The organism is Streptomyces sp. NPDC091280 (genome assembly GCF_044768565.1).
Lineage (GTDB): Bacteria > Actinomycetota > Actinomycetes > Streptomycetales > Streptomycetaceae > Streptomyces.
This window is the reverse complement of sequence record NZ_JBIVUZ010000003.1, coordinates 714,647-734,765: the sequence shown is the minus strand read 5'-3', so window position 1 is coordinate 734,765 and position 20,119 is coordinate 714,647. Positions and strand designations below refer to the sequence as shown.

Sequence of the window (20,119 nt, the reverse complement as noted above, 5' to 3'; positions counted from 1 at the left end):
GGGCTTTCCGCGATGAGCGTTGACGGGCGGGACGAGTCACGGGGTGACGGTGACCCGGAGGCCGGTGGGCTGACCTCACCACAGGTGCCGAGCCAGGGCGGGCCCGGCGGGGTCCCCCAGGCGGGCGGGGTCCCCGGTGAGGACACCGTCCCGGCCCAGCGCGAGGGCAGCGTCCTGCCGCCGCCGTACGAGCGGCCGGCGGCCGACGCCTCGCTGATCGAGCGGATGCGCGCCGGTGACGACACGGCGTACGAGGAGCTGTACCGGCGCCACGCGGACGCCGTGCGCCGGTACGCCCGCACCTGCTGCCGGGACGCGCACACCGCCGACGACCTCACCGCCGAGGTCTTCGCCCGCATGCTCCAGGCGGTGCGCGGCGGCTCCGGGCCCGAGCACGCCGTACGCGCCTATCTGCTGACCTCCGTCCGGCGGGTCGCCGCGAACTGGACGAAGTCCGCCAAGCGGGAGCAGCTCGTCGACGACTTCGCGGTGTTCGCCGCGCAGTCCGCGCGGGTCTCGGAGGTGTCGGACGACGACACACTGGACCTGGGCGCCGACGTACGGGCCATGCACGAGGCCGAGCAGTCGATGGCCATGCGGGCGTTCCGGTCGCTGCCCGAGCGGTGGCAGGCCGTGCTGTGGCACACCGAGGTCGAGGACGAGTCGCCGAGCGAGGTCGCCACGCTCTTCGGGCTCGACGCCAACGGCACGCGCGTGCTGGCCAGCCGGGCCCGCGAGGGCCTCAAGCAGGCCTACCTCCAGGCCCATGTCAGCGCCACCCTCACCGACGACGAGGAGTGCGCGCGCTACGCCGACCAGCTCGGCACCTACGCCCGCCGCCGGCTGCGCACGCGGGCCGAGCGGGGGCTGCGCAAGCACCTGGAGGAGTGCGCCAAGTGCCGGCTGGCCGCGTTGCAGATCGAGGAGGTCGCCAGCGGGATCCCGGCGGTCGTCCCGGTCGCGGTCATCGGCTGGTTCGGCGCCGCCGGGTACGCCAAGGCGGTCGCGCTCATCGCGGGCGGCGCGGGAGCGGGCGCGGCCGGTGCGGCGGGCGCCGCCGCGGCGGCGAGCGGGAGTTCGTCCGGCGGCGCGGGCGCTGCCGGCGCGTCCGCGGCGGCCGGCGGCAGTTCCTCGGGCGGGGCCGGTGCCGGTGGCGCGGCGGCCTCCGAGGGGCTCGGGGCGCCGGTGAAGGCGGGCATCGCGGCCGGTGTGGTCGCGGTGGGCGTGGTGGCGGCGGTGGCGTTCGCGCTGGCCAACCACAGCGGTCCGGCGAAGCCGCCCGAGGCCAAGCCCGCCCCGTCCTCCTCCCCCGTCGTCAAGCCCGAGCCGCCGACCCCGACACCGGCCCCGAAGAAGCAACCCGCCCAGGTACCGGCGGTGTTGGCCCCCGCACCGACCCCCACCCCGAGCCCCACCCCCAGGCCCGCACCCAGGCCGACCCCGACGCCCACCCCCAGTGCCACCCCGACACCGACCCCGACCCCCCGGCCCACTCCCACGCCCACCCCGACACCGACCCCGACGCCCCCGCCGGCCCCGACCGTCTTCCAGGTGAGCGAGCTCGCCTACAACGTCACCGGCGACGGCACCGCCCCGGAGATCCGGCTCGGCGACAGCAGCTGGGTGTGGCAGCGCTACGGCGTCGCGATCGACGGCACGCGCTACCCCCACGGCATCACCGTGCACGGCCGCTCCTCCGTGACGATCGACCTCAACCGCCAGTGCGTCTCCTACGACGCGAGGGTCGGCGTCGACGACATGATGCTCGGGCTCGGCAGGGTCTCCTTCGCGGTGTACGCCGACGGGGTCCGGCTGTGGAGCTCCGGGGAGATCGGCGGCGGGGACCCGGCCGTGCCGGTCCATGTGGACATCGCCGGGCGCAGGACCGTACGGCTGGTGGTCGAGCCGCACAGCCCCTTCGACGACCTGGCCCTCGCGGACTGGGCCGAGTCGAAGTTCACCTGCCAGTAGGACCCGGCTGCGGGGACGGCAGTTCGGCCAGCGCCTCGTCCACGGTGAGGGACTCGCCCCGGGCGCGCTCGGCGGCGTAGCGGTCCGCGCCCAGTGCGGTGCGGGCCCTCTCCTCGACGCGCTCGGTCCGCGCGCGCTCCGGCATGGGGCGCGGATGACCACCGCGCAACCGGTCGGCCACCGCGAACATCCGCACCGCGCCGGGGAGTTCACCGAGTGCGGCGAGGAGTGTCGCCGTGTAGTCGACCAGGGCCGCGGTGACCACCTCGGCGCAGCGCATCCGCACCGCCTCGCGCAGGGCGGCGGTCATCGCCACCAGCCCGCGCGCGGGGCCCGACTCGGCGGCCGTGACCAGGGCCGCGACCGCGCCCAGCGCCGCCCGGAACTGCGGTGGCGGTGTGCCGCGTTCGCTCTCCTCGTGGGCCCGGTCGCACAGCGCGCGGGCGTGCGCCGCGTCCCCGTCCTCCAGGGCGATGTGCGCGCGCAGCAGCTGGATGAACGCGTGGGCGTCCGCGACCCCGTGCCGGTCGGAGGCCTCGGTCGCCTCCTCCAGGCCCGCGACGGCGCTCTCGCGGTCGCCCGCGCGGAAGGCCAGTTCGGCGAGCCGGGCGATGAGGAACGGTGTCTCGGTGTGGGCGCCGACCTCGTAGGCGAGCGCGAGCGCCTCCTCGTACGCCCCCTTGGCCTCCTCGAACCGGCCGCGGCTCATGGCGGCCTCGCCGACCGCGCTGGAGACCTGGGCCCGCACCCAGCGGTCGCCGACGCGACGGCAGAGCACGCGCAGTTCGGCCAGGTCGTCGTCGACGCCCGCCATGCCGCCCGGGGAGTCGACGACCATGTGGGTGCGGAACATCAGGATGACGGCGATCTCCCAGTCCCCGCCGTACGCGCGGGCGTTGGCGACCGCCACGTCCATGACGTCCCGGATGTCCATCGTGTCGCGCAGGAAGTAGGCGGTGAACGGCCAGGCGAGCCCCGGCATACGGGCCGCGTCCGGGCCGCCGCCCGTGAAGTGGGCCTGCACCAGGGAGACGTACCGGCGCAGCCGCTCGTCCCGCAGTCCGTTCGGCAGGTGGTCCAGGGCTCCGGACTCGGCGCCGAGGAAGAGGTGCAGCATCCGGAGGTTCATGCGCTGGGTGCGCAGGGGGTGGCCGGTCTCCGCGTCCGGGGCGGCGAGGTAGGCGTCGAAGGGGCCCGCCGTGTCCCCCGGGGTGCTGAGGGCGAGGACGCGCTCGGTCCAGTCGACGCCCTCACGGCGGTAGTTGCGCAGCCACCAGAACCAGCCGACGGCGAGGGCCAGCGCGCCCGCCTCCGCCTCGTCGCCCGCGGTGACGGCGCGGTCGAGGGCCGCGCGGAAGTTGTCGAGCTCGGTCTCCAGGCGGGCGATCCACGGCAGTTGCTCCCCGGAGCGGAGCAGCGGCTCGGCCTCCTCGACGAGGGCGCGCACCCAGGCCCGGTGGCGGTGCTCGGCAGCCGTGCGCAGGTCCGGGGTCTCGGCGGCGCGCTCGACGGCGTACTCGTGGATGGTCTCCAGCATGCGGTAGCGCATGCCGCCCGGTGCCTCCCCCGGGGTGGCCAGGATCAGGGACTTGTCGACGAGGGCGCCGATCAGGTCCGCCGCGGGGCCGGTGCACACGGTCTCCGCCGCCGCGAGGTCCCAGCCGCCGGCGAACACGGAGACCTCGCGCAGCAGGGTCCGCTCGCGCTCGTCGAGCAGGTCCCAGGACCAGTCGACGACGGCCCGCAGGGTCTGCTGGCGGGGCAGCACCGTGCGGCTCCCGGAGGTGAGGAGGCGGAAGCGGTCGTCCAGGCGGTCGGCGATCTGGCGGGGGGTGAGCAACCGCAGCCGGGCGGCGGCGAGTTCGATGGCCAGGGGCAGGCCGTCGAGGCGGCGGCAGATCTCCGTGACCGCTTCGGTGTCCTGGAGCACGGACCGCGCGTCCGGGTGGACGGCGGCGGCGCGCTCCGCGAAGAGGCGGTGTGCCTGGTCGGGGACGAGGGGTTCGACCGGGCGCACCGACTCGCCGGGGACGCCCAGGGGTTCACGGCTGGTGGCGAGGATCGTGAGCCCCGGGCAGCGGGTCAGGAGGGTCTCGGCGAGGTCGGCCGCCGCGCCGATGACATGTTCGCAGTTGTCAAGGATCAGGAGTCGGCTGCGCGCCGCGCAGTACTCGATCAGCAGGGCGACGGGGTCGTCCTGCGGGACCGCCAGCTCGGTGGTCATCAGTACGGTCTCGCGCAGACCGAGGGCACTGACCACCGCGCCCGGCACCGCCTCCGGCCGGTCGAGCCGGGCGAGCTCGACCAGCCACGCCTGCGGGAGCCCGGCGGCGGCTTCCTCGGCGAGACGGGTCTTTCCGGAGCCGCCCGGTCCGGTGAGCGTGACGAGGCGGGCCCTGTGCACTTCGGAACGGATGGCGGCGATCTCGGGTTCCCGGCCCACGAACGAGGTAAGCCGCGGACGCAGGTTGCCGTCACGTTCGGACTGCCGGGCGGGATGGACCGACCGGGCCGAACCCGAACCCGGTGCCGGCGCTGGCGCTGGCGCCGCTGCTGTGAGCAACTCGCCGTACAGGGCTCGCAGTTCCGGCCCCGGGTCGGTGCCGAGGCCGTCGGCGAGCGCGCGCCGGACGCTCTCGTAGGCGGCGAGCGCGTCGGCGCCCCGGCCCGCGCCGCGCAGGGCGCGGATGAGGAGGGCGTGCAGCGGTTCGTCGTACGGGTGGGCCGCGGTCAGTTCCTTCAGCTCCGGTACGGCGTCGGCGGCGCGGCCCAGCAGCAGGTCGGCCTCGACCCGCGCGCGGGTGGCCTCCTGGCGCAGCGCGTCCGGGCGGGCGGCGGCGGACCGGTCGGGGAGGTCGGCGAGGGCGGGCCCGCGCCACAGGGCGAGCGCCTCGCCGAAGTCGCGGGCCGCGGCGGTCGCCTCGCCCCGGTCCAGGGCGGCCGTGCCCTGGCGCACCAGCCGTTCGAAGACGTACAGGTCCACGTCGTCCCGGGTCGCGGCGAGCCGGTAGCCGCCCGGGTCGGAGACGATCGCGTCCTTGCCGACGGTACGGCGCAGCCGCCCGACGAGGGCCTGGAGGGCGGCCGGGGCGTCCAGGGGAGGTTCGTCGCCCCACACCTCGTCGATCAGGGTCCCGAAGGGGACGATCCGCCCCGCGTGCAGGGCGAGCACGGCGAGCAGCGCACGCAGCCGCGCCCCACCGAGCGCCACGACGGCGCCCCGCTCGTCCTCCGCCCGGGTACTCCCCAGGATTCCGTACCGCACCGGGCCATTGTCCCCGCGCACGAGGCCCGAGGTCACGGCGTTTGTGAGGGGGCTCGGGGTGGGGGGTGGTTTGTGGGGGTGCGGTGCGTTGAGTCTTCGGGGCGGGGAGGGGCGGCAGGTAGACATGCAGGTAGGCACGTCCTACTGGTGGATGGCTCGGGCGACGCCTCCTGGCAGGACGCTCAGGCCACACCCACTGGCCGGGCGCCCGCGCCAGACTCTCTGGCCGGATCCTCAGATCACGCCCGTCGGCGAGCCGCTCGGCCAACGCCCATCGGTGGGCCACTCGCGCCACGCCCCCGGGCCCGGTGCTCGACCGACTCTCCCTGGCCGACCGCTCAGAGGCCGCGCCCACTGGAGAGCGCCTCAGGCAACTCCCCCTAAGGAGCCTCTCAAGCCACCCCCGCGCCCCCGCCCGAAGCCAACGCCCCCCGTTGTGGTCTGATCCCCGCCGGTACCGCTCGGGCGCGGGCCGGGGTGCCTGTCCAGCAGGTGCCTCGGCGGGCCAGCAGGCGGCCTAGCCACAGTTCCAGGGAGACGAGGTCCGCGAGGCCGTCCAGGGGGAGGGGTTCGCCCTGGGCCGCCGCGCGGAGGGCCTTGCGGACGACTCGGGCCTCGACCAGGCCGGCCTGGGCCAGCAGGGGCGTGTCGAAGAGGGCCATCAGGGAGTCCGCGGCGACCCGGAGGCCCGTGCGGGACGCGGCCGCGGCCGACGCGTGGGAGGGGGCGCCCCAGCCGGGCGGGAGTTCGCCCACGCCGGCGCCCTCCAGGACCGTACGGAGGATGGCCGCGCGGGCGCCGGGCTGGACGCGGAGGGCTTCGGGAAGGGAGCGGCAGGCGCGGACCACCTGGTTGTCGAGGAACGGCGTGTGCAGGCGCTGGGAGCGGATCTCCGCGGCCTGTTCCAGGACGCGGAGGTCGGAGGCGTGGCGGGCGAGGGCGGCCCGCGCGCGGAAGTCGCCGGGGCGCTGTCCCGGGCCGACCCCTTGGCGGCTCGGCGCCCCCTGTAGGCGAACCGATACTTCAGCCAGGGCCTCACCGGTCAGCCAGCGGGCCGCGGGCCCCGGTCTGGCCCAGGTGAGCGCGGCGAGGGAGGCGCCGACGGCACCGCCGGGCTCGTCGAAGCGCTGGTTCATCAGCCGGTCGGCGAGGACTTCGAGCCCGGCGCCGTAGGGCGTGCGGGCCAGGCGGCGGGCCGCGCCGTACACGCGCGCGGGGACCATCACCGAACCGTCCGCCTTCGCCAACGCGGCCACCGGGCGCACCAGATGGCGCCGCTTGCGGTCCATGAGGAGGTCGGCGAGGCGGGCCGGGTGCGCGTCCAGGACCTGGCGGGCGCCGTACCCGGTGAAGTGGTCGGCGCTGCCCGCGGCGAGCCGGGCGCGGTGGCGGGCGGCCGTGATCAGGGAGGGGCCGGGTTCGTCGGTGAGGGGGCCGTCGAGTTCGGCGTAGGGGAGGACGTCCTCGCCGCCGGTCACGACGACGTGGTGGAGCCGGGGGTTGGCGGCGAGGGTGCCCGCGCGCTCCACCTCCGACTCGCGTCCGCGCACGGCGAGATCGTTGAACGTGACGGCCAGGAGCCGTTCGCCGGCGCCCGTGCCGTGCCCGAGGACCGTGCCCGGCGCCCCCGGGAGGCCGGCGGCGAGCAGCGCGAGGGTTCCGGAGGCGGGCCCGCCCGAGAGGTCGGAGCCGATGCCGGGGACGGGCATCCCGCGCGCGGCACGTCGTTCGGTGGGGCCCATGCCGGGTACCGGCCCGGGGTCGATGTCGGGAACGTGCCGGGGCGCGGACAGGCGCGCGCGCACCGCGTCGACCAGTGCGTCCCGTACGGCGTCGACCGCGCTGCCGGGGTCGACGGGCGCGGCGGCGACGGCGAGGGAGGCGACCGGCTCGTACCCGGCGATCTCACGCGCCCCGGCGCGCAGGATCAGCGCATGCCCCGGCGGAATGCGCCGTACGCCGTCGTACGGAGTGGAGTCGTGCAGTGCGGCGGGCACGTCGGGGGCCGCGAGCAGGGCCGCGAGGTGCCCGAAGTCGAGGTTGGCCTCGATGAGGTCGGCGAGGGGGAGCGCGGCGGTCGAGTACGCCGTGCCGCCGGCCCAGGGGGTGTAGAACACCGGCTTGGCGCCCGCGAGATCGCCGCAGACCATGGTGCGGCGGCCGATCTTGACGACCGCGGTGTAACTCCCCGACCAGGCCGTCAGATGCCGAAGTGCCCCTCCGCGCGCGGAGAACAGGCTCAGCCGCAGTTCCTCGTCGGTGGCGCCGCAGGTGCCGAGGACGGCGATGCGGGTCTCCGCGTCGACCTTCACGACCCGGACCTCGTCGGGCCGCCAGTCGCCGACCGCCCACAGCGGATCCGGGTCTCCCCACAGGAGTTGCGACCCCACCGGATGCACGGTCTCACCGTCGAGTCCGGTCGCCCCCGCGGAACCGATCGCGGCGGCTCCAGCGGCGGTACTGCTCCATCCCACCAACCACCGCATCGACGCCTCCACAGGCTGTGGACAACCAGTGCACCGCACGAACTGGGCACCATGCTGCCATGAAGGACGCCTTCCGGAGGGCTTGGGAAGCCGCTTGAGATCGCGCGAAGACGCCCTGGACGAGGGACAACCGGACAAGGGCGACCCTATGTCCGCGACGTGAATGCGCCCCCGATACGCTCCCCCAAAACCCCTAACGCGCCCTCAACTCCCGTGGTAGGAGCGGTATTCGACGCCGAGAGGCGGGGGCGATTTTCGGCCAAATCGACGTTTCGAGCACAGGCTCGCGCACGCTCCGTACATGCCGTGCGCACCGCTTCGCACCGCGCACAGTCCGGGAGGCGGAGTACGCCTCCCGGACCGGTCCGCCGCCCGCGGGGATGTAGGCGGCGGTGTCCCCCAGCCCACTGGATCCAGTACAGCGGGCCGACCCACGCACGATCCATCGAAGCGCTCCCGCGATGGCCGGAGAAGAGCGCACGCACAGGCGCACGGCCACACGGCGGGGGCACGTCGCAACCCTCCGTGCAAACCCCGCACTCGCGTACGGACCACAATCCCGCCATCCGGAACAATGCCCCTTAACGCTTGGGATGCGGCGAACTACGCTGGGTTTACGAATGCCGCATGGTTATGCCAGCGCGGCAGCCGTCTGTGTCGAGGGGTGGCGCATGTCCAGGGAGCAACGCGGGCCGAACGAAAAACTCGGCACCGTTCTCGCCCTCGCGGGAATCAGCAACGCAGGACTCGCGCGTCGCGTCAACGATCTTGGCGCTCAACGCGGGTTGACACTTCGCTACGACAAGACGTCGGTGGCGCGCTGGGTGTCGAAGGGAATGGTGCCCCAGGGCGCCGCCCCGCACCTCATCGCGGCGGCCATCGGCCAGAAGCTCGGCCGCCCGGTGCCGCTCCACGAGATCGGCCTGGCGGACGCGGATCCCGCGCCGGAAGTGGGCCTCGCATTCCCCAGGGACGTCGGTCAGGCCGTGCGTTCCGCAACGGAGTTGTACCGCCTGGACCTCGCCGGCCGCCGGGCCGGCTCCGGCGGTATCTGGCAGTCCCTCGCCGGCTCGTTCGCAGTCAGCGCATACGCAACGCCCGCCTCACGCTGGCTGATAACCCCGGCCGACAGTTCGGTGGCGCGCGAGGCCAACTCCGCGGAGGGCGCGAGCGCACCGCTCAAAGTCGGCCACAGCGATGTGCAGAAGCTGCGGGAGGCCGCGGAGGACGCCAGGCGCTGGGACTCCAAGTACGGGGGCGGCGACTGGCGTTCGTCGATGGTGCCGGAGTGCCTGCGGGTCGAGGCGGCACCGCTGCTGCTGGGCTCGTACTCCGACGAGGTCGGCAGAGCGCTCTTCGGCGCGAGCGCCGAACTCACCCGCCTCGCCGGGTGGATGGCCTTCGACACCGGGCAGCAGGAGGCGGCGCAGCGGTACTACATCCAGGCGCTGCGGCTCGCCCGCGCGGCGGCGGACGTACCGCTGGGGGGCTATGTGCTGGCCTCGATGTCGTTGCAGGCGACCTACCGGGGCTTCGGCGACGAGGGCGTCGACCTCGCGCAGGCCGCGCTCGAACGCAACCGGGGGCTCGCGACCGCCCGCACGATGAGCTTCTTCCGGCTCGTCGAGGCGCGGTCCCACGCGCGCGCGGGGGACGCGCAGGCCGCCGGGGCGGCGCTGAAGGCCGCCGAGGGCTGGCTTGAGCGGTCCCGGGAGGGCGACAACGATCCGTCCTGGCTGGGGTTCTACGGCTACGACCGGTTCGCGGCGGACGCGGCGGAGTGCTACCGGGACCTGAAGGCGCCCCGGCAGGTGCGGAGGTTCACGGAGCAGGCGTTGTCGAAGCCGACCGAGGAGTTCGTGCGGTCGCACGGGCTGCGGCTGGTGGTCTCCGCGGTCGCCGAGCTGGAGTCGGGGAACCTCGACGCGGCCTGCGAGCAGGGGGTGCGGGCGGTGGAGGTCGCCGGGCGCATCTCGTCGGCGCGGACCACGGAGTACGTGAAGGACCTCCTGCACCGGCTGGAGCCGTACGGGGACGAGCCGCGGGTGGTGGAGCTGCGGGAGCGCGCCCGGCCGCTGTTGATGGCCCCGGCCTGAGCGGCACCGCGCATCCCGGAGATTTCCCGCGTTTGAAGTGACTGTCAGTGGTGCAGTGCACTATCGGATGCGGGAGGTGGTGCGCGGTGGTCGGGTACGACTGTGATGTGCTCGTGGTCGGGGGTGGGATCGTCGGGCTGTCGGTCGCGTATGCGATCGGCCGGGCCGCGCCGGGGACACGGGTGACCGTCCTGGAGAAGGAGGCGGGCCCCGCCCGGCATCAGACGGGCCGGAACAGCGGGGTGATCCACAGCGGGATCTACTACCGGCCCGGCTCGCTCAAGGCGCGGTACGCGGTGGGCGGCGCCGCCGAGATGGTCAAGTTCTGTGCGGAGTACGGCATTCCGCACGCGGTCACCGGCAAGCTGATCGTCGCCACCGAGCGCGCCGAGCTGCCCCGCCTGCACGCGCTCGTGCAGCGCGGCCGGGAGAACGGCATCCCGGTGCGGGAGCTCGGCGGCTCCCAGATCGGCGAGTACGAGCCGGAGGTGCGCGGGCTCGCCGCCATAGAGGTCGCCACGACCGGGATCTGTGACTACGTCGCGGTCGCCCGGCACCTGGCCGAGGCCTCCGGCGCCGAGATCCGCTACGGCGCGCGGGTCGCCCATGTCGACCGGCGGCCGGAGCGCGGGGTCGCCGTGCGCACGGCGGACGGTGCCGGCGGCGGTGACGTGGTCCGCGCCCGTGTGCTGGTGAACTGCGCGGGCCTCCAGTGCGACGAGGTGGCCCGGCTGACCGGTGACGACCCCGGGATGCGGATCGTGCCGTTCCGCGGCGAGTACTACACGCTGACGCGGCCCGAGCTGGTGCGCGGCCTGGTGTACCCGGTGCCGGACCCGGCGTTCCCGTTCCTCGGGGTGCACCTCACCCGGGGCATCGACGGCAGCGTGCACGTGGGACCGAACGCGGTGCCCGCGCTGGCCCGCGAGGGCTACGGCTGGGGTGTCGTGCGCCCCCGTGAGATCGCGGCCACGGCGGCCTGGCCCGGGGTGTGGCGGATGGCGCGGCAGCACTGGCGGTACGGGGCGGGGGAGCTGCGGCGGTCGGTGTCCAAGGGCGCGTTCACCAGCGCCGTGCAGCGGCTGCTGCCGGCCGTGGCACCGGAGGACCTGGTGCCTTCGGCGGCCGGGGTGCGGGCGCAGGCCGTGCTGCGGGACGGCACCCTCGTGGACGACTTCCTGATCAAGGAGGGCCCGCGCGCGGTCCACGTCCTCAACGCCCCGAGCCCGGCGGCGACCGCGTCCCTGCCGATCGGCCGGGAGGTGGCCCGGCGGGCGCTGGCCGTGCTGGAGCGGGCGGAGGGCGTCCGGCTCCCGGTGCGGCCGACGGCTCCCGGTGCCCCGTAAAATCGACCCATTGTGTCTGACTCCCCCAACACCCCCGACGCCCCCGCCCGGCCCGCGCAGCGCACCCGCAGGGACGAACCGCGTTTCCCCGACGGCCCCAGGCCCGACCCCGCGGGCTCCCACTACGAGCGCCGCATCCGGAGCTTCCAGCCGCGCCGGAGCCGGGTGACGACCGCACAGGCGGAGGCGCTGGAGCGGCTGTGGCCCAAGTGGGGGCTGGACATCGACGGGCAGCGGGTCATCGACTTCGGGGAGCTGTTCGGCAACGACAACCCCGTCGTGCTGGAGATCGGCTTCGGGATGGGCGAGGCGACCGCGCAGATGGCCGCCGCCGACCCGGCGACGAACATCCTGGCCGCCGATGTGCACACCCCGGGCCAGGGCAATCTGCTGGGCCTCGCCGACCACCACGGGCTCGCCAACGTCCGGGTCGCCAACGGGGACGCGATCATCCTGCTGCGCGAGATGCTCGCCCCGGACTCGCTCGACGGGCTGCGGGTCTACTTCCCCGACCCCTGGCCGAAGAAGCGCCATCACAAACGGCGGCTGATCCAGGAGGAGTTCCTGACGCTGGCCGCGACCCGGCTCAGGCCCGGGGCGACCGTGCACTGCGCCACGGACTGGGAGCCGTACGCGGAGCAGATGCTCGAAGTGCTGGGCGCGCACCCGGACTTCGAGAACAGCCAACCCGACGGCGATTTCGCGCCTCGTCCGGACTTCCGGCCGCTGACCCGTTTCGAGGGGCAGGGACTGGACAAGGGTCATGTCGTGAACGATCTGCTGTTCCGTCGCGTACCCCACGACGACCAGCACTGACGCCAGGCTCCCTCGCGGGCCGTGCCCTTACCTCGTTAGGGTCGATGCCGTGGCCACGTACTCGCCGTACCCCCCGCACCCCGGCCACCCGGCCGGTGGTGTGCCCGGGCACGTGCCGCGCGGGCGCTGGTGGCACCGGACCGGGGTCCGCTACGGCGCGCTGATCGCCCTGCTGGCGCTCTCCGGGCTCGTCATCCTCGCGCTGGTACGCCAACAGACCGGCACGGAAGGGTTCTTGGTGGGTCTCGGGCTCGCCGTGCCGCCGGTGCCGCTGCTGATCGCCGCGTTCCGCTGGCTGGACCGGGTCGACCCCGGGCCCTGGCGGAACCTCCTCTTCTCCTTCGCCTGGGGCGCCTGCGCCGCCGCGCTGATAGCGATCGTCGCCAACAGCTTCGCCACGCGCTGGATAGCGACCGCGACCGCCGACCCGACCAGCGCGGACACCCTGGGCGCGACGGTGATAGCGCCGATCGTGGAGGAGTCGGCGAAGGCGGCGGCCGTGCTGCTCGTCTTCCTGTTCCGCAGACGGGACTTCACCGGGATCGTCGACGGGATGGTGATAGCCGGGGTCACCGCCACCGGCTTCGCGTTCACCGAGAACATCCTCTACCTCGGCACCGCCTTCGGCACCGACCAGCTCACCGGCGACCGCGGCTTCACCTCCGTGACGGCGGCGACCTTCTTCGTGCGGATCGTCATGTCCCCGTTCGCGCACCCCCTGTTCACCGTCCTGACCGGCATCGGCTTCGGCCTCGCCGCCCGCTTCCCCGACCGGCGGCACGTCCGGCGCGTCCTAGCCGCGCTGACCGGACTACTGCTCGCGATGGGCATGCACGCGGTCTGGAACGGCTCCTCGACCTTCGGCCAGTACGGCTTCTTCGAGGTCTACGGCCTGTTCATGGTGCCCGCGTTCGGTCTGCTGACCTGGCTGGCGGTCTGGACCCGGCAGCGTGAACTGCGCGCGGTGCGCGAGGAGTTGCCGGTATATGTGCTCGCGGGCTGGCTGACCCCGGGCGAACCGTTCGTGCTCGGCTCGATGCGGGGCCGCCGGCTGGCCCGCGAGTACGCCGGCCGGCATCTCGGCCGCCCCGGCGCCCGCTCGGTGGCCCGCTACCAGGCCCGCGCGACCTCCCTGGCGTTCCTGCGGCACCGGGCGGCGCGGGGCCGCGCCCGCGCCGACTTCGCCGTACGGGAAAGGGAGTTGCTGCACGAGCTGTGGCAGGGGCGGGAGGTGGCGCGGCCCGCGCTGGAGTACGCGGCGCGGGCGGTCGCGCCGCCGGTGCCGGTGGTGGTGCCGCCGTGGCCGGTGTACGGGGTGTACGGGACCGCGGCGGCGCCGCAGTCCGCGTACAACCCCTACCGGAGCTGACGACCCTCAGGCGGAGGCCTGGTTCAGGCGCTCGATCTCGGCGTCGGTGAGCGTCAGTTCGGCCACGGCGAGCAGGTCGGGCAGCTGCTCGACGTCGCGGGCGGAGGCGATCGGGGCGGCGACCGTGGGCTGGGCGGCGAGCCAGGCCAGGGCGACCGTCGCGACGGCGGCGTCGTGGGCGCGCGCGATCTCGTCCAGGGCGGTCAGCACCTGCCGGCCGCGCTCGGATTCGAGGTGGCCGGCGGCCCGTCCGGCGCGCGGGCTGTCCACGGTCGTGCCGGGCCGGTACTTGCCGGTGAGGAAGCCGGCCGCGAGGGCGAAGTAGGGCAGCGCCGCGAGGCCGTTGCGCTCGGCCACGTCCCGGAGTTCGCCCTCGTAGGTGTCGCGGGAGACGAGGTTGTAGTGGGGCTGGATCGCGACGTAGCGGGCCAGGCCCTCGCGGTCGGAGAAGTCGAGGGAGGCCTGGAGGCGTTCGGGCGTGATGTTGGAGGCCGCGATGTACCGCACCTTGCCCGCCGTCACCAGTTCGTCCAGGGCGCCGACGATCTCCTCGACCGGCACCTCGACCTGGTCGAAGTGGGTGTAGTAGAGGTCGATGTGGTCGGTGTCCAGGCGGCGCAGGGAGGCGTCGGCGGCGGCCTTGATGTTGGCGGCGGACAGGCCGGGGAAGTCGGGGTGCTGGCTGACCTTGGTGGCGATGACGACGTCGGAGCGGTTGCCGCGGGCCTTGACCCACTTGCCGATGACGGTCTCGGACTCGCCGCCCTGGTTGCCCGGGGCGAACGCGGAGTAGGAGTCGGCGGTGTCGACGAAGTTGCCGCCCGCGGCGGCGTAGGCGTCGAGCACCGCGAAGGAGGTGGCCTCGTCGGCGGTCCACCCGAACACGTTGCCGCCGAGGTTCAGCGGGAAGATCTCCAGGTCGGACCGGCCCAGCTTGCGAAGAGAAGTCATGCTCCACGTCAACCGCCGGACCGGAACCGGATATTCCATCAGGTGGGTCAGGGGTTGAGGCCCTTGCTGCGCAGCCAGGGCGCCGGGTCGCTCGCGGTGGCCGCGCCGTTGATGTGGACCTCCAGGTGGAGGTGCGGCCCGGTCACGTTGCCGGTCGCGCCCACGCGGCCGATGACGTCTCCGGTGGCGACCTTCTGGCCGACGCTGACGTTGATCGAGGACTGGTGGCAGAACCACAGCTCGGTGCCGTCGTCGAGGGTGAGGATCGTGCGGTAGCCGTAGGAGCCGGCCCAGCCCGCCTCGGTGATCGTGCCGCTGTGGATGGCCTTGATCAGGGTGCCGGTGGGGGCGGCGAAGTCGAGTCCGGTGTGGTAGCCGGAGGACCACATGGAGCCGGCCTGGCCGAAGGTGCCGGTGATCGTGTACGAGGCGACCGGCAGCGTGTACTGCTTGGCGAGCGCGGCGAGTTTCGCGCTCTCGGCCTTCTTCTTGGCGGCGGCCTCGGCGGCCTTCTTCGCGTCGGCGGCCTTCTTCGCGGCGTCCTGCTCGGCCTTCGCGGCGGCGGCGTCGAGCTGCTTGGCGACGGCGGCCTCGGCGGCGGCCTGGGACCGGCCGTCGACCTGGAGCTGCTGGTACTCGGCCTGCTCCATGATCCGGTTGCGCAGCAGTTCACCCGCGTCCGAGGTGCCCTTGGCGGTCTCGTTGGCGGTGACGCCGACGCTGCTGAGCGCGGTCGCGGAACCCTTGGGGGTGCTCGCGGAGTCGTCCAGCAGATGACCCACGGAGGGCAGGTCGGGCAGGGAGATCGAGACGGGCGGCTTGCCGGTGTTGGCGCTGGCCATCCCGCCGGCGCTCACGGCGGCTATGACACCGACGCCCAGGACGGTGGAGCTGCGGGCGAATCCCCCGCCACCACGCTGCTTGGCGACACGGTGCTTGCCGCGGTTGGGAAGAACGGTCTCCGCGCTGGGATTCCACTCCTCCCAGGGGCCCTCGTCGGGACGGTGACCGCCGTAGACGAACGGGGCTTCTGGGGCAGCCTGGTTGGACGCCACGTGGGCGTGCTCCTTTCCTTCCTTCTCGCCTACCGGGTTAGCTGACGGGTTCGGAGCAGGAAGGTCTCCTACGCGCGTAAACCGGTCGTGTTCCCACGACTGTCGACGTGCGATTCACCCCAAGTGGTGGTTCCCCGGTTCCCTCGCGGGATTCGGCGCGTGCGCACGGAGCTGTCTCTTGTGACGGCTGGGACGACCGTGCTGCGTTATCGAACGTTAATAGACACGGGCGTCCGTTTCCAAGCCCGTTCGCTTGATCATTAACCTTTCCTTGCTGGACGAAAGGGCCCACCACCGGCGAAAAACGGGTGAGTTGACCGGTCACGGCCGACGTACGGCGATCATCGCCATGTCGTCCGCCATCCCGCCCCCGGCATAACGGCGCACCTCTTTGGCGAGGATTCCGAGCAGTGCCACCGGACTGCGGAAGGTCCGCCCGGCCAGCCGCTCCCCCGGGTCGTAGAACACACCGTGGCCGTCGCGGGCCTCGGTCAGCCCGTCGGTGTACAGGAGCAGGGTGGCGCCGCCGGGGAACGCGAACTCCTCGGCCCGGTCGGGCCAGTAGCCCAACTCGCCCATTCCCAGGGGCAGTGCGGGCTCCTTGACGAGCAGGGCGTCCACGCTGCCGTCCGCGCGCAGGAGCAGCGGCGGCGGATGGCCGCGGTCGACGATCCGTACGACACCGTCGCCGTGCGGGAGTTCGGCGAGGACGGCCGTGGTGAAGCCCTCGACCGCGTCGAGCCCGTCGCGCCGGGTGCCCTCGCGCGCCAGCGCCCGCTCCAGCCGCTGCGCGACCGCCTCCAGGGTGGCCTCCTGCTCGGCCGCCTCCCGGAACGCCCCGATCACCACGGCCACGGCGGCGACCGCGCCCATGCCCTTGCCGCGCACGTCGCCGACGACCAGGCGTACGCCGTGCGGGGTGTCCTGGACCGCGTACAGGTCGCCGCCGATGAACGCGCCCTCCTGGGCCGCCTCGTAGCGGGCGGCGATCTCGAACCCGCCGATCCGCTCGGCCGGTTCGGGCAGTACGGCGCGCTGGGCGGCCTCGGCGATCTCGCGCACGGAGGCGAGCTGTTCGCTGCTGCGGCGGACCAGGACGTTGATGAGGACGGCGAGCGCGGCGACCGTGGCCACGGTGGCCGACTCGGTGAGCGCGTCGATGTGGAGGAGGATGCCGAGCCTGAGGTGGATCACCAGGACGACGGCGACGGAGGCCAGCCCGGTGAGGACGGTGCCGCGCCGCGAGTAGAGCGGGGCGGCGATCAGCGGGGCGGCGGTGAAGAAGGGGGCCGCGGTGAAGTCCTGCGGGGTGAAGTAGTCGTAGAACGCCCCGACGACGAGCAGCAGCGCGGGCAGCCGGCGGACGAAGGCGAGGCCCCGGTCGGGCACGGGATCGCTGCGCACATACCGACCGTCCTCCACGCGTCCAGTCTTTCGTGGCGGGGGGAGGGTGGCGAGCGGGGTGGGCCGACCGTGGCGGGAGAAACACCTAGGGCCGGAATCCATTTCTGGACTCCGGCCCTAGGCCTTGAGTAGCGGGGACAGGATTTGAACCTGCGACCTCTGGGTTATGAGCCCAGCGAGCTACCGAGCTGCTCCACCCCGCGCCGTTGTGTCTCCAACTATACGCCATCCACGGGGCCCGATGTCACACACGTTTCAGTCGGCGGGGTTACCGGCGTGCGTGAGGGTCTCCCAGGAGACGAAGAGGTCGTCGCTGCCGGCCGGGCGGGTGCTCGCGGCGAGCCGGTGCGCGGCGGGCACCTTCATGCCGAGCCGGTCCTCCAGGTGGTTGAGCGGGACCTCCAGGTCGGTCCCCATGTTCCGGTCGACCTTCCCGCCGCACAGCCAGGCGGGGGCGGCCTCGCCCAGCTGGTAGCGGGCGTGGAATTCGAGGGCGGCGGCGAGCCGGTCCTTGACGTCCTTGTAGAGGTCGACGCCCTGGTGCCAGGCGGTCTCGGCGATGTGCCCGGTGGCGGCCAGCGAGTACCCGACGTGCTTGAAGTTGCGGCAGGTCTCCTGGGCGATGCCGTCCTTGAAGGTGGTCTGCTTGAACCAGTACGTCGTGAGCTTCTGCGGGGTGGTGACGGTGGAGCGGGCCGGGGTGAGCGGCACCTTGCCGTCCTTCTCCAGGTAGAAGTAGGCGGGCACGCGGTCGCGGAAGCGGGCGACGGCCGCGTCGAAGGCCTTGTGGTCGTCGAGGAAGACGGCGATGCCGATCGCCGCGTCCGTCATCGCGAGGTCCCAGTTGCCGTTGTAGTCCGGCAGGTCCTTCGTCACCTCGGGCTGGTAGGCGGTGCGCAGCATGGTCGCGAACCGCCGCACCCGGTCGGCGGGCCATCCGGCGCCCGGCGCGTACCGCACGATCTCCGCCGCCCGCGCCCAGGTCGACCCGGCCCACGCGGTCTGGAGTCCGGCGTCCTCGGAGGTGTGCTCCTTCATCTTCGCCGACCAGTCGTCCATGATCTCCCGCGCCTTGAGCGCGTGGTGCTGCTTCCCGGTGATGCTGAACAGCAGGGCCTGCGTGTACGCGGCGATGGCGTCCTCGCGCTCCTCGACGCACCCGTGCGCGGCCTTGCCGTTCCAGGGGCAGTCGACGTCGGCGTAGGGCTTCGCCGTGTACTTGTACGACCCGTACTTGCTGTCCCGCATCCCGAAGTACGCCTTCAGCCAGGGCTGCTTCCCGGCCGCCACGTTCTTGCGTACGGCGTCCAGCTGCGCCTTGCTGACCAGCACTCCGGGATGCGTGAACGCCGCACCGGCGGGCAGCGCCCGTGCCATGGTCCGCGTACCGGTGTCCGCCGCCCCGCACGAGGCGAGAAGCCCTACGGCCACGGACGCGCCCAGCACCGCCACTGCCCTCATGTGTCCTACCTCCGCGTTGTCCCTACCGGGTCCTTCGCAGCGTGGCCCTTCGGGGAGCGGGCCGCAGGATTTGATGGGCCGATCGGTCGTGACGGCCCGGCGCCGGGAGGGCCGTGAGGTGCCGGGCCATGCCGGGGCACTCAGCCGAGCAGATGACGGTTCGGCGCCTTCGCCCGCTCCGCGTACTCCGGGAGTACGACCACGCAGACCCCCCGCGCGGCCAGCGCCCCGCTTCCGTCGGCCGCCGTCACGAACGTGTCCGGCTCGCGCCAGGCCGTGACCACGCGCCGTCCGCCCGCGTCGAGGATCAGCCGGGCGCAGGGCCTGGGGCGGGAGGCGCGGTGGGTGCAGGGTTCGAGGCTGGTGTAGACGGTGGCGGTCGCCAGGCGCGGGTCCGCCGGGTCCAGTTTGGCGAGGGCCGCCTCCTCCGCGTGGACGACCGGGTCGCCGGCTTCGCGGGAGTGGCCGCGGGCCAGTTCCGTGCCGTCCTCGGCCACCACCACCGCGCCGACGCTGAACGCGGTCCGCGAGGGCGGGCAGTCGGCGGCCAGGTCGCAGGCGAGGGCGAGCCAGTGGTGGTCGGCGGCGGCGGGGAGGCCGCCGGTGCCGGGGGCGGTGGGTTCGTAGCGCATGAGGACGACGTCCTCGATGGGGCGGGTCTCGACGAGACGCAGTCGGCCCGGCTGGTAGGTGCCCGGGCCGAAGAGGCGGGGGGCGTCCGGGGTGCCCACGAAGAGGGGGGACAGGACGAGTTGGAGTTCGTCGGCCAGTCCCTGCTGGAGGAGCTGGGTGTGGATCGTGCCGCCGCCCTCGACCATCAGGCGGTCGACTCCCCTGGCGGAGTGCAGGTGTTGGAGCAGCCGGCGCCAGTCGAGTTCGGGGCCGAGGGCGAACACGTCGGCGGCCAGGCCGAGTTGGCGGGCCCGCTCGGCGCCCTTGTCGGTCGTGAGGACGAGCTTGTCGCCGCCGGTGTGCCAGAAGTTGGCGGCCGGGTCGAGGTCGCCGGAGCCGCTGACCGTGATCTTGAGGGGGTATTCCGGCCGGCCGGCCGCGACACGGGCGGCGCGGCGCTCCGGGGAGTTCACGAGCAGCCGCGGGTTGTCCGCGCGGATCGTGCCGGCGCCGACGAGGATCGCGTCGACGGAGGCGCGGACCGCGTCGACGCGGTCGAAGTCGGCGGGGCTGGAGAGGAGCAGCCGGTCGGGGCCGGTGTCGTCGAGGTAGCCGTCGAGGGAGACGGCGGCGGACAGCAGGACGTGGGGCAGGGACATCGACGCGCTCTCTCCGGGAGGCCGGCGGGTCTTGGTTCAAGTTTGAAACAAACCTACACTGGGGGTATGACGACTCGCTGGCTCACCGCCGAGGAGCTGCGCGCCTGGCGCGCGTACATCGCCGCGACGCACCTCCTGGAGGACGCGATCGACCGGCAGCTCCAGCAGGAGGCCGGCATGCCCCACCTGTACTACTCCATCCTCGCCAACCTCTCGGACGCACCGGACCACCGGCTGCGGATGACCGACCTGGCCGAGCGGTCGAAGATCACCCGGAGCCGGCTGACGTACGCCGTGACCAGGCTGGAGAAGGACGGGCTGGTCCGGCGGGAGGGGTGCCCCTCGGACAAGCGGGGCAGTACGGCGGTGCTGACCGACGAGGGGATGGCGGTGCTGGTGGCCACGGCGCCGGGGCATGTCGAGACGGTCCGGGCGGCGATCTTCGACCATCTCACTCCGGAGCAGGTGGGGCAGCTGGAGGAGATCAGCACGGGCATCGTGCGGGCGCTGGAGGCACCGGAGGACGTCCCGTGGCGCCGCCGCTCCACGCCGCCGTGTTCGTGAGGCGTGCTCGCGAGGCGTGCTCCTGAGGCGTATTCGTGAGGCGCCCCACAAATCTGTTGCTTCA

At 73.5% G+C, this 20,119-nt stretch carries 13 protein-coding genes, 1 tRNA gene and 1 riboswitch; of the genes, 6 read left to right on the top strand and 8 right to left on the bottom strand.

Annotated elements, in window-relative coordinates:
- Nucleotides 1-12 precede the first annotated feature (12 nt).
- A complete protein-coding gene (locus ACIQPR_RS13400) occupies nucleotides 13-1,971 on the top strand; it encodes a sigma-70 family RNA polymerase sigma factor (protein ID WP_403646416.1) in 1,959 nt (652 codons plus the stop codon).
- Here ACIQPR_RS13400 and ACIQPR_RS13395 read toward each other — a convergent pair.
- Nucleotides 1,958-5,236: a BTAD domain-containing putative transcriptional regulator gene (locus ACIQPR_RS13395; protein ID WP_403646413.1), complete on the bottom strand. Its 3,279-nt coding sequence runs from the start codon at nucleotides 5,234-5,236 to the stop codon at nucleotides 1,958-1,960. The two genes, ACIQPR_RS13400 and ACIQPR_RS13395, sit on opposite strands and share 14 nt — an antisense overlap.
- 392 nt (nucleotides 5,237-5,628) lie before the next feature.
- The gene (locus tag ACIQPR_RS13390; protein WP_403646410.1) at nucleotides 5,629-7,722 is read right to left on the bottom strand and encodes an asparagine synthase-related protein; all 2,094 of its coding nucleotides are present in this window, start codon (nucleotides 7,720-7,722) and stop codon (nucleotides 5,629-5,631) included.
- 671 nt (nucleotides 7,723-8,393) lie between these two features.
- Here ACIQPR_RS13390 and ACIQPR_RS13385 point away from each other — a divergent pair.
- The 4 genes from ACIQPR_RS13385 to ACIQPR_RS13370 all read left to right on the top strand — a co-directional run bounded on the left by ACIQPR_RS13385 (nucleotide 8,394) and on the right by ACIQPR_RS13370 (nucleotide 13,349).
- Complete coding sequence (locus ACIQPR_RS13385; protein WP_403646407.1) at nucleotides 8,394-9,818, top strand: MFS transporter; 1,425 nt, start codon at nucleotides 8,394-8,396, stop codon at nucleotides 9,816-9,818.
- Nucleotides 9,819-9,904: 86 nt separating this feature from the next.
- The gene (lhgO, locus tag ACIQPR_RS13380) at nucleotides 9,905-11,164 is read left to right on the top strand and encodes an L-2-hydroxyglutarate oxidase (protein ID WP_403646404.1); all 1,260 of its coding nucleotides are present in this window, start codon (nucleotides 9,905-9,907) and stop codon (nucleotides 11,162-11,164) included.
- Nucleotides 11,165-11,176: 12 nt separating this feature from the next.
- Nucleotides 11,177-11,980 (top strand): tRNA (guanosine(46)-N7)-methyltransferase TrmB, encoded by an 804-nt coding sequence (trmB, locus tag ACIQPR_RS13375; protein ID WP_403646401.1) that lies wholly within the window; start codon nucleotides 11,177-11,179, stop codon nucleotides 11,978-11,980.
- A gap of 49 nt (nucleotides 11,981-12,029) precedes the next feature.
- Nucleotides 12,030-13,349 carry a PrsW family intramembrane metalloprotease gene (locus ACIQPR_RS13370; protein WP_403646398.1) on the top strand — a complete coding sequence of 440 codons (1,320 nt, stop codon included), beginning with the start codon at nucleotides 12,030-12,032 and terminating at the stop codon, nucleotides 13,347-13,349.
- A gap of 6 nt (nucleotides 13,350-13,355) precedes the next feature.
- Here the strand turns inward: ACIQPR_RS13370 and ACIQPR_RS13365 are convergent, their stop codons facing one another.
- The 6 genes from ACIQPR_RS13365 to ACIQPR_RS13340 all read right to left on the bottom strand — a co-directional run bounded on the left by ACIQPR_RS13365 (nucleotide 13,356) and on the right by ACIQPR_RS13340 (nucleotide 19,491).
- A complete protein-coding gene (locus ACIQPR_RS13365; protein WP_403646396.1) occupies nucleotides 13,356-14,300 on the bottom strand; it encodes an aldo/keto reductase in 945 nt (314 codons plus the stop codon).
- 47 nt (nucleotides 14,301-14,347) lie between these two features.
- Nucleotides 14,348-15,355: a M23 family metallopeptidase gene (locus tag ACIQPR_RS13360; protein WP_403646393.1), complete on the bottom strand. Its 1,008-nt coding sequence runs from the start codon at nucleotides 15,353-15,355 to the stop codon at nucleotides 14,348-14,350.
- A gap of 11 nt (nucleotides 15,356-15,366) precedes the next feature.
- A riboswitch (cyclic di-AMP (ydaO/yuaA leader) is annotated at nucleotides 15,367-15,523 on the bottom strand.
- Between the two features lie 153 nt (nucleotides 15,524-15,676).
- The gene (locus ACIQPR_RS13355) at nucleotides 15,677-16,861 is read right to left on the bottom strand and encodes a PP2C family protein-serine/threonine phosphatase (protein ID WP_403646390.1); all 1,185 of its coding nucleotides are present in this window, start codon (nucleotides 16,859-16,861) and stop codon (nucleotides 15,677-15,679) included.
- 27 nt (nucleotides 16,862-16,888) lie between these two features.
- A tRNA-Met gene (locus tag ACIQPR_RS13350) sits at nucleotides 16,889-16,962 on the bottom strand.
- Between the two features lie 52 nt (nucleotides 16,963-17,014).
- Complete coding sequence (locus tag ACIQPR_RS13345) at nucleotides 17,015-18,220, bottom strand: alginate lyase family protein (protein ID WP_403646387.1); 1,206 nt, start codon at nucleotides 18,218-18,220, stop codon at nucleotides 17,015-17,017.
- A 140-nt stretch (nucleotides 18,221-18,360) separates the two neighbouring features.
- Nucleotides 18,361-19,491: a dihydrofolate reductase family protein gene (locus ACIQPR_RS13340; protein ID WP_403646384.1), complete on the bottom strand. Its 1,131-nt coding sequence runs from the start codon at nucleotides 19,489-19,491 to the stop codon at nucleotides 18,361-18,363.
- Nucleotides 19,492-19,557: 66 nt separating this feature from the next.
- Between ACIQPR_RS13340 and ACIQPR_RS13335 the strand changes: the two genes are divergently transcribed.
- Nucleotides 19,558-20,055 (top strand): MarR family winged helix-turn-helix transcriptional regulator, encoded by a 498-nt coding sequence (locus ACIQPR_RS13335; RefSeq protein ID WP_403646382.1) that lies wholly within the window; start codon nucleotides 19,558-19,560, stop codon nucleotides 20,053-20,055.
- Nucleotides 20,056-20,119 lie beyond the last annotated feature (64 nt).